Source organism: Robertmurraya kyonggiensis, from assembly GCF_005116465.1.
Lineage (GTDB): Bacteria > Bacillota > Bacilli > Bacillales > Cytobacillaceae > Robertmurraya > Robertmurraya kyonggiensis.
The window spans coordinates 271,369-284,111 of sequence record NZ_SWBM01000004.1 but is presented as its reverse complement, the minus strand read 5'-3'; the positions used below and the strand labels follow the sequence as shown (position 1 = coordinate 284,111).

At 38.2% G+C, this 12,743-nt stretch carries 13 protein-coding genes; 8 read left to right on the top strand and 5 right to left on the bottom strand.

Annotation, left to right across the window (positions count from 1 at the left end; all coding sequences use genetic code 11):
• Window positions 1-184 precede the first annotated feature (184 nt).
• Together FA727_RS17330 and FA727_RS17325 are read left to right on the top strand one after the other, a co-directional pair.
• On the top strand, window positions 185-493 hold the full coding sequence (locus tag FA727_RS17330; RefSeq protein WP_136832824.1) for a rhodanese-like domain-containing protein: 309 nt from the start codon (window positions 185-187) through the stop codon (window positions 491-493).
• Between the two features lie 63 nt (window positions 494-556).
• Window positions 557-745, top strand: a complete 189-nt coding sequence (locus FA727_RS17325) for a sporulation protein Cse60 (protein WP_136832823.1) — start codon at window positions 557-559, stop codon at window positions 743-745.
• 17 nt (window positions 746-762) lie between these two features.
• On the opposite strand, the gene FA727_RS17320 is transcribed toward FA727_RS17325, so the two are convergent.
• Window positions 763-2,037 (bottom strand): BaiN/RdsA family NAD(P)/FAD-dependent oxidoreductase, encoded by a 1,275-nt coding sequence (locus FA727_RS17320; RefSeq protein ID WP_136832822.1) that lies wholly within the window; start codon window positions 2,035-2,037, stop codon window positions 763-765.
• Window positions 2,038-2,300: 263 nt separating this feature from the next.
• On the opposite strand from FA727_RS17320, the gene FA727_RS17315 reads away from it, so the two are divergent.
• Window positions 2,301-3,920, top strand: coding sequence for a putative polysaccharide biosynthesis protein (locus tag FA727_RS17315; RefSeq protein WP_136832821.1), 1,620 nt, complete (start codon window positions 2,301-2,303; stop codon window positions 3,918-3,920).
• Between the two features lie 45 nt (window positions 3,921-3,965).
• Here FA727_RS17315 and FA727_RS17310 read toward each other — a convergent pair whose 3' ends face one another.
• On the bottom strand, window positions 3,966-4,160 hold the full coding sequence (locus FA727_RS17310; RefSeq protein ID WP_246010404.1) for a hypothetical protein: 195 nt from the start codon (window positions 4,158-4,160) through the stop codon (window positions 3,966-3,968).
• A gap of 149 nt (window positions 4,161-4,309) precedes the next feature.
• Here FA727_RS17310 and FA727_RS17305 point away from each other — a divergent pair, with 149 nt between their 5' ends.
• Window positions 4,310-5,029, top strand: coding sequence for a pseudouridine synthase (locus tag FA727_RS17305; protein ID WP_136832820.1), 720 nt, complete (start codon window positions 4,310-4,312; stop codon window positions 5,027-5,029).
• Between the two features lie 121 nt (window positions 5,030-5,150).
• Here FA727_RS17305 and FA727_RS17300 read toward each other — a convergent pair whose 3' ends face one another.
• Entirely contained in the window at window positions 5,151-5,372 is a 222-nt protein-coding gene (locus tag FA727_RS17300; RefSeq protein WP_136832819.1) for a DeoR family transcriptional regulator, read from the bottom strand.
• 388 nt (window positions 5,373-5,760) lie between these two features.
• Between FA727_RS17300 and FA727_RS17295 the strand changes: the two genes are divergently transcribed.
• The 4 genes from FA727_RS17295 (at window position 5,761) to pepV (ending at window position 10,495) form a co-directional block, all read left to right on the top strand.
• Window positions 5,761-7,035, top strand: coding sequence for a M48 family metallopeptidase (locus FA727_RS17295; protein ID WP_136832818.1), 1,275 nt, complete (start codon window positions 5,761-5,763; stop codon window positions 7,033-7,035).
• 95 nt (window positions 7,036-7,130) lie between these two features.
• Entirely contained in the window at window positions 7,131-7,844 is a 714-nt protein-coding gene (locus tag FA727_RS17290) for an ABC transporter ATP-binding protein (protein WP_136832817.1), read from the top strand.
• A complete protein-coding gene (locus FA727_RS17285) occupies window positions 7,837-9,018 on the top strand; it encodes an ABC transporter permease (RefSeq protein WP_158318907.1) in 1,182 nt (393 codons plus the stop codon). The genes FA727_RS17290 and FA727_RS17285 overlap by 8 nt, the downstream gene beginning before the upstream one ends.
• 79 nt (window positions 9,019-9,097) lie before the next feature.
• Window positions 9,098-10,495, top strand: coding sequence for a dipeptidase PepV (gene pepV, locus FA727_RS17280; RefSeq protein WP_136832815.1), 1,398 nt, complete (start codon window positions 9,098-9,100; stop codon window positions 10,493-10,495).
• A 120-nt stretch (window positions 10,496-10,615) separates the two neighbouring features.
• Here the strand turns inward: pepV and FA727_RS17275 are convergent, their stop codons facing one another.
• Window positions 10,616-11,497 (bottom strand): TIGR01777 family oxidoreductase, encoded by an 882-nt coding sequence (locus FA727_RS17275; RefSeq protein WP_136832814.1) that lies wholly within the window; start codon window positions 11,495-11,497, stop codon window positions 10,616-10,618.
• Window positions 11,498-11,755: 258 nt separating this feature from the next.
• Window positions 11,756-12,691, bottom strand: a complete 936-nt coding sequence (cysK, locus tag FA727_RS17270) for a cysteine synthase A (protein WP_136832813.1) — start codon at window positions 12,689-12,691, stop codon at window positions 11,756-11,758.
• Between the last annotated feature and the right edge of the window lie 52 nt (window positions 12,692-12,743).

The following is a 12,743-nucleotide window of genomic DNA, read 5'->3' as shown; positions in this document are numbered from 1 at the left end:
TGAAAAACAAAGACCTTGTCCTCATGCCAGCTCCTATGAGAAGATTTCCCCAAAAAAGGTATCTATTCCTTCACTGGAATCACTACACAAGCGTATGATTTTTTTCCATTCGACACTATGTGATAAAATAATCCTACCGTTTACAAAGTGAAAAGATTAGAAAACAAAAGGAGCTTATAAATAAATGGAACCAATTAATATCATCACAACAGAAGAGCTAGAAAAGAAAATCGAAAATGGCGAGGAATTGAACCTGATCGACGTTCGTGAAGACGAGGAAGTTGCAGAAGGAATGATTCCAGGGGCAAAGCATATTCGCATGAACGATATCCCAGCACGCCTAGATGAACTTGATAAAGACAAAGAGTATATCTTCATTTGTCGCTCAAGTAGACGAAGCGAAAATGTTTGCTATTATTTACAAGACCAAGGATATAAAGTTACTAATATGGTTGGCGGTATGCTTGACTGGAATGGCGAAATTGTATTTTAAGCAAGTTATAGAACTCTTCTAATCTGTCCATAATGGTTAAAAAAGGATTGGGAGAGAGGAACAATGATCCAGGTTAAATTATTTGATCAGGAACATGAAAAAGACTTAGAGAAAGTAATGAATCGTTTTTTAGAACGATTAGATGAAAAAAAGCTACTCGATATTAAATACAACATTGCAGCATTACCTGAGGATGATGAATCGCCAGAACAGATTTATTGTTTTTCGGCAATGGTCATCTATAGAAAATAAGGAGTTTGACATAATCGTCAAACTCCTTTCGTTTTCGCAAAAATAGCTGCATTCGTGCCAGCCAATCTTCCAGTCACGAGGGCAGATGTAATATTGTATCCTCCTGTATACCCGTGGATATCGAGGATTTCACCGCAAAAATAAAGTCCGTTCATTTTCTTAGAAGCCATTGTTTGCGGCTCGATTTCTTTGACAGAAACACCACCACCTGTGACAAAGGCCTTTTCGATTGGTAACGTACCATTTACCTTAAATTCAAACTGCTTACAGCTATGTGTAAAGGCACGAATTTTCTCAGCGGATAGATTAGCTCCTTGAGCAGCCGGGTCAATGCCGTTTCTTTCTAAAAGGAATAATAAATATCGTTCAGGGACTAGCCCTTTTAAAATATTCTTTATACTTTTTTTCGGTTCGGCTTTGACAAGAGCCATGAATTCTTGGAAAAGGGGTTCCTCTTTTTTATCCGGAAGGACATCTAGACTCATCGCCACTTCTTTTAGGTCCCATTTTTTCTTCGCCTTCACGATAAATTGGCTACAACGAAGAACAGCTGGACCGCTCACGCCAAAATGAGTAAAGATCATATCCATTTGATGCGTAATAAGAGCTTTTCCTTTTGGGTTTAAAACACTTAAAGCTACATCTCGCAAAGATAATCCTTGTAGTACTTTTTCTTTGATAAACGGCTCGGAGGAAGTTAAGGGAACTTCGGTCGGATATAAATCAGTTATCGTGTGACCGGCCTTTCTCGCCCAATCATACCCGTCGCCTGTAGAGCCCGTGTGTGGGACAGATTTGCCACCTACGGCAATAACAACAGCTTTTGTCTCATAGCTGTCTCCATCTTTAAAATGAACAGAGGCAGTGTGATCATCCTGATATTTAACATCGGCAACAGGAGAATTCGTTTTAATATGTACCTTTAGGTCCTTCAACCGATTCAGCATGGCATCGACAACAGACTGAGCTTTATTTGAAACGGGAAACATTCTACCGTGGTCTTCTTCTTTCAGCTCTACCCCTAGCTTTTCAAAGAAAGAGATAATGTCTTCATTATTAAAGATCGAAAATGCGCTGTGTAAAAAGCGACCGTTCCCAGGAATATGCTTGATGATTTCATCAATCGGAAGTCGATTGGTAACGTTGCATCTTCCTCCACCTGATATGGCTAATTTTCGGCCGAGCTTGTCTCCTTTATCGACTAAAAGTACCCGTGCACCTTGTTCACCCGCAGCGATGGCCGCCATTAGACCAGAGGGACCACCACCGATTACTATCACGTCATATTGCATACATTCTTCTCCTTAAAAATTTATGTAAATAGCCATTAGACTTTTTCTAATTTAAATCCAATCATTATATTATAAAACAAGGATTATTGTAATGAAAGTCTGCCCGTTTATCTTAAAACGGGTTTTATGGAAAGAATAAAGATAATATGTTTTTAATTTTAGTAGCAGTTATTCTTAAAGAAGTGTAAACTGTTTAGTTGTATAATTTATTTATTTATTTATTTATTTTGATTCTAGCTGATTTCTAATTAGGATGGGATGTTATGTCTTCAAAGCTGTTAAGAGGAACTTTTATCTTAACCTTAGGTACTTTTATATCAAAATTTCTAGGCTTGTTCTATGTTATTCCGTTTTTTGCATTAGTAGGTGAGGAAGGAACAGCCCTTTATAATTACGCTTATATCCCTTATACGATTTTTATTAGTATTGCCACCGGAGGGATTCCGGCATCAGTTTCTAAATTTATTTCAAAATATAATGCGATTGAAGAATATGAAGTTGGAAGAAAGTTATTTAAGACAGGACTCCTTTTGATGGGGATTACCGGCATCATTTCCTTTCTTATTTTATATGCAGCTGCCCCAAGCTTAGCAGGCACGGTCATCACGGATCCTGCATTTTTGGCTCATAAGGATGATGTGACAACTGTTATTAGAGCGGTGAGTTTTGCTTTAATCATCATTCCTTTAATGTCCATTATTCGTGGATACTTTCAAGGGCATCAATCGATGGAACCGACAGCTATCTCTCAGGTTATCGAACAAATCGTGCGGATTGTATTCGTTCTTGTAGGGGCATATGCCGTTTTACATTTGCTTAATGGATCGCTTGTTACAGCAGTTAGTGTCTCCGTTTTTGCGGCCTTTATTGGAGGATTAGGGGGGCTCGTGGTTCTCTTATGGTATTGGTATAAGAAGAAGCCAGAGTACGATGCACTTTTACTAAATGATAAAAGAACTGTTGATATCTCGGTCAAAGAGATTTACAAAGAAATTCTCTTGTATTCAATCCCGTTTGTCTTAGTGGGAATTGCCAATCCACTATTTCAATTTATTGATCAGTTAACTTTTAATAAAACGATGGTTGCCATTGGATATAAATTTAAGGATGCAGAATATGCATTTTCGATCTTAAACTTCCAAGCACAGAAGCTCGTGATTATTCCTGTTTCTCTTGCAACGGCCTTTTCTCTAACATTAGTGCCGGCAGTTACAAGATCCTTTACGGAGCAAGACCAGCAGGGGTTGAATCGTCAATTAAATCAAACGTTCCAAGTACTTATGTATTTGACATTGCCAGCTACTTTAGGTCTTTCTTTATTAGCAGAACCTTTTTATACGGTGTTCTATGCGGCTGATGCGTTAGGGACGGAAGTGCTACAGGCATATGCACCAATTGCAATTTTATTTGCTCTATACGCGGTCACAGCAGCAATTTTACAAGGGATTGACGCGCAAAAGTTTAACATCCTTAGTTTATTAGTTGGTATTCTCATTAAGCTAAGCTTGAATATTCCGTTGATCAAATTAATGGAAACGAAGGGTGCGATCTTAGCAACAGCGCTGGGATACGGAGCAGCGATACTAATCAATTTATTTGTTATCAAAGCATTTTCAAAGTATCGATACCGTCTTGTATTTAGAAGAGGTATGTTAATCGTTATTTTCACTGTCATTATGTATGTTGTGACAATGCTTGTGTACAGACTACTTTCTATGTTCTTATCGCCTGAAGTAAAATGGGAAGCACTAGTGATGATCATTATTTGTGCGGCAGTTGGAGCTGGAATTTATTTTTACTTAGGCTTAAAGACGAAACTAGTGAATTTCTTATTTGGTTCGCGAGTCGATCGGATTTTAGCAAAATTACGAATAAAAGTGTAGCAAACTTTTGCAGGTCCCCACTTGAAGTGGAGACCTGTTTTTTCACTAGTAATTATCACTGTAAATTCCTAGTCTTCTTTCGATTCGCTCCACTCGTCGCTCAAGACGTTCTAATTGACGTTCGAACCTTTCGTTTTGACGCTCTAATTGATTAAGACGGCGCTCGATATTTCCGCCGCCACCTCCTGGAAACCCAGGAAATCCTGGGATAAATTGTTGTCCCTGTTGTCGATAGTACAAATTGCACACCTCCTAAGTGGGGGATTAAGGATAGGGATTTCGTTATGAGGATGACTAAAAATACGCTTAGTCGTGATAATAGTCTATGAAAAGCAGATTTAATTGTAAGGGCTCTTGCCCACGATATACGAATGAAATGAGGGCTCGTTATGAGAATTGATAAAATGTTGGCCAACCTTGGTTTTGGCAGTCGAAAAGAAGTGAAAAAGCTTTTAAAAGATGGAGCGGTTAAGGTCAATGACCGAGTCATAAAGGATGCCAAGGAGCATGTGGAACCTGAGAAAGATACAGTTACCTTACATGGTGAGGCTGTAGAATATAAGGAATTTATTTATTTGATGATGAACAAGCCTCCAGGTGTCATCTCTGCAACAGAAGACAATCACGATCAAACAGTGATTGATTTATTAGAGATGGAGGACGCCGTTTATTCACCTTTTCCAGTAGGTCGATTAGATAAGGATACGGAAGGACTGTTGCTGATAACAAATGATGGACAGTTATCTCATCGCTTGTTATCTCCAAAAAAGCATGTTCCAAAAACTTATTTTGCGGTGATTGATCAAGAGGTAACGGATGAGGATGTTGAAGCATTTAGACAAGGTGTCGTCTTGGACGATGGGTATGAAACAAAGCCAGGTGAGCTGAAAATATTGAAGTCTGGCCCACGTTCTGACATCGAATTAACGATTACAGAAGGAAAGTTCCATCAAGTAAAAAGAATGTTTGAGGCAGTTGGAAAAAAAGTCGTCTATTTGAAACGTTTATCGATGGGACCGTTAGAGCTTGATGAATCATTAGAACTTGGTGAGTATCGTGAGTTAACCGATGAGGAGATTCAAAGTTTGATGGAGTATGAAGTGAAATAGAGAGTTCTGGAATTCGGCAAAAGATACTAATATAAATACCGAAAATCCCCAAAATTGAACCAAAAAAATCGCCTACCATTTCGAGTAGGCGATTTGAATTTAGAAGTATCAATTGAGGTCATTAAGAGGTTATTCTTACTTTCTTCTGTGTCGTTGTCCACTTGCCTCGGCTAGGACTTTTTACTAAGTCATTGTAAGCCAAGACATTCAAATCTCGTTGGATCGTCCGAGGAGTTGTACCAAATTCTTCTACAAGCTCTTGCGTTGTGACAATTCCCTGCTGATTAATAAACATGTAGACGGATTTGATTCGGTTTATCATCCGGTTAGTCGAAGGTTTCAAAAAACCACTCCCTATCCTTTTTTCAAACCAGTGGCATATCCTACAGTTGACAGCTTATTATGAGAACTGCTTCTCATACATATGTAATCTTCTTCTCCCTAGACAACCCCTTTATTCATTTCTACTATTAGGTTAAACCCTTAAAAACAATTCTAAACTTATTTTCAAATAATTTCTACTTTATTACGAAAATTTTACATTGTGTTAAATCTGAAAATTCCCTCCTTTGTGTTAGCCTCAGTTATACATATGGCGTGAGACAGGCTAAATATGAACGAAAATTGAATATTCTTATAATTTGACGAATCATTTTTTCCTCTATCATATTTTCGTTTGCTAATATATAATGGATGTCATATTTGTCATTTATTAGGAAAGGGAGATGGGTTTGGACTCGACTTTAGAAAATCAACTCGTTCACAGGAAAGAAAATATTTATTTAGGCTTTGTTATGCTATTTAGCATCCTCGCGTATTTATTTTTGGCCTTTTCAATTGTAGGTTTAATCGTTATTGCACTTATTTTGTTTTTTTCTCTTGTTCTCCATGGTTTTTATATGGGAGGAGTTAGACGTAATGGCGTCAAACTAAGTGAAGAACAATTCCCAGAACTGTATCAAAAGGCGGTTACCGTTGCAAAGGATATGGGATTATCGAAAATCCCTGACATCTATGTGATGGAATCTGAAGGTGTTCTTAATGCGTTTGCCACAAGATTTTTCATGAAGGACATGGTCGTTCTTTATTCGGGTATTTTTGATTTGATCGAAAAACATGGGGAAAAAGAAGTTCTCTTTGTACTGGCTCATGAATTTGCTCACTTGAAACGTAAGCATGTTCTTATAAGTCTATTAATATTACCGGCGTTATGGGTACCTTTTTTAGGAAATGCTTATTTAAGAGCTTGTGAATATACGTGTGACCGTTATGCAGCTTACTATATTCAATCTTTAGAGGCTGCAACAAATGGCTTATTAATGCTGGCAATTGGTAAAGAACTTTACTCAAGGGTGAATAAAGAGGCTTATATGAGACAGCTACAAACAGAATCTGGCTTTTTTGTATGGTTCAATGAAAAAATGTCAACGCACCCACATTTACCAAAAAGGGTGTACGAGCTTTCCAAATGTTTCACTCCTGATACAACAGAAGTATTAAAAGAGCCTAAGGGAAGAGTTTGGCTTGGTCTTGGAGTGGCAATTCTCTCCATTATTATCGTGATAACGGGTGCGTTTTTTGCTGTCAAGGCAGTAAAGAATATTGACCTATTTTCTCAACTGATGATGGAAGTGGAAGGAACCACGCCTCTTATGAATGCGGCAGTGGATAATGATGTAGAACAACTTAGTCTGCTTCTTGAAGAGGGAGAAGATATCAATGCAACTGATGTAGATGGTTCGACAGCCCTTCATCTTGCAGTCACTAACTTTTCCTATGAAGCTGCAGAATTTCTCTTGGAGCAGGGGGCTGATCCAAATACGATTAATGTTTACGACACAACGCCTCTGATGGACGCTGTATTTTATGATGATGTGGAAATGGCCCGAATTTTAGTAGAAAACGGTGCTGACGTAAGTATGCAAGATTCTTATGGTTCGACTGCTTATGACTATGCTGTTGATTATGAGAATGAAGAATTAATAAAAATGTTAGAATTAAATTAGTTGGTATAAGGCTGTCCTTAGGGATGGCTTTTTTCTTTGAAAAAGCAAACTTTTTCCATTTCTGTTCGTATATAAAATATAGGAGGAGAGTTGCTATGAGTTTACTAACCGTAGATATAAAGCAAGCGGGTTATGAAAAAGAGAAGTCAGTCATACAAGATATTCAATTCTCATTAGAAAAAGGAGAGTTGATCGGCTTAATTGGACCAAACGGCGCTGGAAAAAGTACGACCATTAAAACAATATTAGGATTAATGGGATTCGTGGAGGGAGAAGCTGTTTTTCAACAAGAGGAAAAATATGCTTACATTCCAGAAAGACCGATTTTTTATGATGAACTAACCTTATGGGAGCATTTAGATTTTGTTGCAGCTGTGGAACAATTAGATCAAAAAGAGTATCAACAACATGTTGTGGAACTTCTCCATTTGTTTAAGTTATATGATGTTGCGCACCAGTTACCTTCCACTTTTTCGAAGGGAATGCAACAAAAGGCAATGTTAATTTTAGCGTTAATCACTAAGCCGTCTGTATACATCATTGATGAACCATTTATTGGACTTGATCCAAGTGCTGTTAAGATGCTTTTAACATCGATTGAAGAAGAGAGAAAACGTGGTGTGGGGATCATTATGTCTACGCACGTACTAGATACTGCAGAGAAGGTATGTGATCGATTTTTACTAGTGAACGAGGGGAAATTAGCTGCTTCAGGAACATTACAAGAAATCCAACAACAGTGTGGACTAGAGGATGCGTCGTTATTTGATTGCTTCTACCACATTTCAGAGGGACAAAATAATGACTAGTTTTCAATTGTTTCGTCGCCGTTTGACGCAAGATTGGTTGTTTCAGATAAGGACGTTTCGTTCCATTGCAGATTGGACAATTTGGCTATATTTGATTATCCCTACGATTGTGGTATCTATTTTCATTTATCGTTCATGGTGGATTGATGGAGCACCAACGTGGATGGCATGGATGCCAGTAAGTTTCATTTTTCTTCTGGGGTATTTTTTCTCCTGGACGGGAGCGTATCGGTTTTATACGGATGAAGCCGACATGGTGTTTCTCATTAAGAAGGATTCACTATTTTATGGCCTTAGAAAATGGGGATTCTTTTACTCTTTGATTTTTCAAGCAATGAACACCCTTGTAGTAGTAATCGCACTACTTCCATTTTTAATTCAGTATTCTCAATTAACATTCAAGCATGCATTCTATTATTTTTTCTTTTTGCTGGCGATGAAATATTTTGTTATGTACTTGAAATTTTATCTCAAGAAAATACAAAGTAAAATGAAAAGGATCATCGTGACAATACTAGCGTTTATTTTGTTAAGCTGGTTTGCTAAAATCATTTCATTCCTTTGGATAAGTGGGAATTTTGGGATTGTAATTATCATTTCGATGGTGGTTGGTTTCGTCAGCACGTACTTCTATTATCCTTTGGTAAAGAAAAAATCGTTGTTTAGTATAGAGCTAGCAATTGAACAAGAAGAAAAGTTAAAACTCCTTCAGGCTATCCACCAAATGTCGTTTGATATCGAAAAAACGAAAGTGTATTCAAGAAAAAAGCCATGGTTATTTCGAAATTCCAAACGGATTTTCAAAAAGAGAACTTCGAGAAATGGATTTCTCGAGTTATTTATCAAAGTATTCATTCGAAACACTTCCTACATATTAACTTATATGCAAATCTGCTCGGCAACCGTGGCTGCGCTAATCATTGTACCCCCTATTTGGATGAAGGTTATCATTTTCATAGGGTTTCTACTAATGATGTGGATTTGGTTAGGGATTACATGGGAGCGTGTTGTTCTTTCGCATCCTTTTTCGAAAAAATATCAAGGTTATGATGCCTATTTTTTGGCAAGGAATTGGGCTATAGGAGTATTGTTCATCTGTGCAATTCTCGTAGTAGGATTGTTTGCGGGGAGCGGATATTTCTTGGTCAATCAAATTTCGTTTCCACAAGTATAAGATTAGCGGATACAAAGTTCGATTTTTCACCTGAAATATGCCATATTATAGATATAGATTGATGTTTGGAGGAATTACGATGGATTGGATGAAGGAAGTTACTGATAGAAAAGAAGCCATAATAAAAGATACTCAGGAGTTATTGAAAATTAAGAGTCTTTTAGATGAAGAAAATACAACGCCAGAGGCTCCACTTGGAGAAGGGGTCAAAGAAGCATTGCAATTCATGCTTGATCTAGGCGAGAAAGATGGATTTACAGCGAAGAATGTAGGCAATTTAGCGGGGCATTTGGAATTTGGGCAGGGAGAAGAGCTCGTGGGCATTCTTTGCCATGTCGATGTCGTTCCTGAGGGAGATGGCTGGACAAGCGATCCTTATGCAGCTGAGATTCGTGATGGGAAAATATTTGCTCGTGGCGCGATTGATGACAAAGGACCGACAATGGCTGCTTATTATGCAATGAAAATTGTAAAGGACCTTGGTTTGCCATTGAATCGTCGTGTGCGCATGATTATTGGAACTGATGAAGAAAGCAATTGGCGTTGTGTTGATCATTATTTTGAAAATGAAGAAATGCCATCATTCGGGTTTGCTCCAGATGCCGATTTCCCAATTATTTATGCAGAGAAGGGAATTGCAGACTACGATTTAGTGCAAACAGCTCAAGATTTTGAGCTGAATGCCCCGATTGTGGTGGAATCTTTCGAGTCGGGAAGACGTCATAATATGGTCCCTGATTATGCGAAAGCTGTGTTAACAGGGGAAATGAAAGATTTACATAAACGTTTTGAAAGCTTTTTAGAAGAAAAAGGTCTTGTAGGTAAACTTGAAGAGCAAGACGGACGAGTAACTTTAGAGGTTGAAGGCGTTTCTGCTCACGGAATGGAGCCGAACAAAGGGAAAAATGCTGGATTATTTTTAGCCTTATTCCTGGCAGAGGAAGAAATTGATGCAAAGGCTGCACACTATTTTCAATTTGTGAAAAAATTCTTTTTTGAGGATTCACGTGGAAAAGGATTAGGAATTGCTTATACAGACGATATTACAGGTGATTTAACGATTAATGTTGGGAAGCTTTTTTATAGCAAGGAGCTTGGAGGAAAGCTAGGACTTAACATGCGTTACCCTGTCACAACAAACTTACAAGAAACAAAGGCGAAGCTTGAGGACAAGGTTGCTGGCGAAGGTTTCAAAATTGAGAACTTCTCGAATTCTAAGCCACATCATGTGGATGAGAGCGACTTCCTCGTTCAAACTCTAAAGAAAGTCTATGAGGAGCAAACGGGAGAAAAAGCCGAGCTTCTTTCAATTGGTGGAGGAACCTATGCCCGCTCATTAAAATCAGGTGTTGCGTTTGGCCCGCTGTTCCCAGGAAGAGAAGACATTGCTCACCAAAAAGATGAGTATATGATTATTGATGACCTTCTTAAAGCCACGGCTATTTATGCTCAAGCGATTTATGAGTTGGCGAAATAAGTAGCAAACAAGATCGCTTGGATAAAAATCCAAGCGGTCTGTCTTTAGGTCATCTTGTTTAACTAAAGTTGTTTGTTATAAGTTTAACCCTTCACAATCTAATTTATAGAACATCTCAATTTACAAAATGTCTTGCAAGGTCTTATCAAGAGTTCCAAAGGTAAACGTGTAACCTTCACGTTCTAACCGTTCTGGAAGAACCCACCGACTTTTTAATACCAATTCTGTTTCAGTTTTAATTAGCAATGAGCCAATTTCCAACATCCATTTGGGTGATGGTATACCAAATGGAACATTCATAGTTTTTCTTAGTTCTTCCATCAATTTACGATTACTAACAGGTTGTGGTGAAGAGCAATTAAAAACACCACTTAAACCTTCTTTATCTTTCAAAAAGAGAACGATTTGAAACAAATCCTCAACATGTACCCAGCTAAACTTTTGGTTTCCCGTTCCCTGAACACCTCCAAGTCCCAATTTCACTAAATTTCGATAAGGCATAATTACTCCGCCATTCTTACCTAATACAATAGCTATGCGTAATGCGATTTGTCTCGTTTTTGGTAAGTCAAAGGAAAAGAAGGTTTTCTCCCAGTTTGTTGCAACATTAACGGAGAATCCAGAACCAATCTCTCCATTTTCCTCTGTCATTGGCCGATCCTCTGCGTGTCGATAAATGGTTGCCGTACTGGAGTTTATCCAAATTTTAGGTGGATTATTACATGCCTGTATAGACTCTCCAAGGATTGTAGTGGTCTGAATCCTTGAATTCATAATTTCATTCTTATTTGCTTCATTGTATCTACAATTCACAGATTTACCAGCAAGATTAATAAGAAGTTCACTATCCTCTAATGCCTCTATAATCCCTACTTGATCTTTCCAAGAAATATGTTGTTTTTGCCTTGATATGATATAGACCTCATATCCTAATTCCTTAAATTTTTTATTAAAATATTCACCAATGAAGCCTGTTCCCCCTGCTAAAACTACTTTTTTCATAAACAAACTCCAATCTATTATAAAATCTTACTTATTCTGATAAAATATCCTTCTATTAGATTTGTTTTATAACTTCTACAAAAAAGCCGATAATCCTTTTTGGACTATCGCCACCCGTTGGAAGTAACAGTCGTCTTAAAACTTCATTTTAAACAAATTGACCAAATCATCTGAGATTTGGTCTGGTAATTACTATGTTTCTTCATGTATTTCTCCACAGAAACGGCACTCCTAAATCAGACGGCCGATTTCTTATTTTTATGAGTGGAATTGAAAAACATCTGTAGATAAGTATCTTTCACCTGTGTCTGCAGTCATACATACAACCGCGTCATTCGGTCCTAATGTTTTTGCTACTTGAAGGGCTGTGTAGCAAGCTGCACCAGAAGATGGACCAACTAGTATCCCTTCTTCACTTGCTAGGCGACGCGTAATGTCGTAAGCATCCTCATCTGTGACCAAGTGAATTTCATCGTACACATTTGGATTTAGGGTGTCTGGTACAAATCCTGGGCTTGTCCCGACGAGCTTATGCTTACCGGGCTGACCTCCTGATAACACAGGCGAACCAGCAGGCTCGACCACGTGGACTTTAATATCCTCATAGTGTTCCTTTAAAACTTCACCAGTTCCTGTGATTGTTCCACCTGTACCTGATGTTGCAACAAATGCCTTTAGTTCTTTGCCAATTTCCTTCATTGCCTCGATAATTTCGACTGCGGTTGTTTGACGATGGGCATCGGGGTTTGCTGCGTTTTCAAATTGCATTGGAATAAAGCTATTTGGAATTTCCTTTGCTAATTCTTCAGCTTTTTTGATTGAACCTGGCATTTTTTCATCCCCAGGGGTTAACACTACATCTGCACCATATGCTTTTAAAATATTGATTCTCTCTTGTGACATCGTGTCTGGCATGACCAGGATTGCTTCATATCCACGAGCTGCGGCGTTCATGGCTAGTCCGATTCCAGTGTTGCCGCTCGTTGGCTCGATGATCGTGGAGCCTTCTTTTAAAAGTCCCTTCTTTTCTGCTTCAATAATCATATTGTAGGCAGCACGGTCCTTGACACTGCGACTTGGGTTAAAATATTCCAACTTTAAATAAACGGAAGCGCCATTTTCAGGAGCCAAGCGATTTAGCTTTACAAGTGGCGTATCTCCGATTAAATCAGAGATATTTTGAACGACTTTCATAAAATCTTCCTCTCTTTATTACATGAGGCATTTGCTTAAGCCTCCAATTCGT

What these genes read in the sequence shown, in the direction of transcription:
- FA727_RS17330 (WP_136832824.1), top strand. Translation starts at nt 185, where the DNA reads ATGGAACCAATTAATATCATCACAACAGAAGAGCTAGAAAAGAAAATC.
- FA727_RS17325 (WP_136832823.1), top strand. Translation starts at nt 557, where the DNA reads ATGATCCAGGTTAAATTATTTGATCAGGAACATGAAAAAGACTTAGAG.
- FA727_RS17320 (WP_136832822.1), bottom strand. Translation starts at nt 2,037, where the DNA reads ATGCAATATGACGTGATAGTAATCGGTGGTGGTCCCTCTGGTCTAATG.
- FA727_RS17315 (WP_136832821.1), top strand. Translation starts at nt 2,301, where the DNA reads ATGTCTTCAAAGCTGTTAAGAGGAACTTTTATCTTAACCTTAGGTACT.
- FA727_RS17305 (WP_136832820.1), top strand. Translation starts at nt 4,310, where the DNA reads ATGAGAATTGATAAAATGTTGGCCAACCTTGGTTTTGGCAGTCGAAAA.
- FA727_RS17290 (WP_136832817.1), top strand. Translation starts at nt 7,131, where the DNA reads ATGAGTTTACTAACCGTAGATATAAAGCAAGCGGGTTATGAAAAAGAG.
- FA727_RS17285 (WP_158318907.1), top strand. Translation starts at nt 7,837, where the DNA reads ATGACTAGTTTTCAATTGTTTCGTCGCCGTTTGACGCAAGATTGGTTG.
- pepV (WP_136832815.1), top strand. Translation starts at nt 9,098, where the DNA reads ATGGATTGGATGAAGGAAGTTACTGATAGAAAAGAAGCCATAATAAAA.
- FA727_RS17275 (WP_136832814.1), bottom strand. Translation starts at nt 11,497, where the DNA reads ATGAAAAAAGTAGTTTTAGCAGGGGGAACAGGCTTCATTGGTGAATAT.
- cysK (WP_136832813.1), bottom strand. Translation starts at nt 12,691, where the DNA reads ATGAAAGTCGTTCAAAATATCTCTGATTTAATCGGAGATACGCCACTT.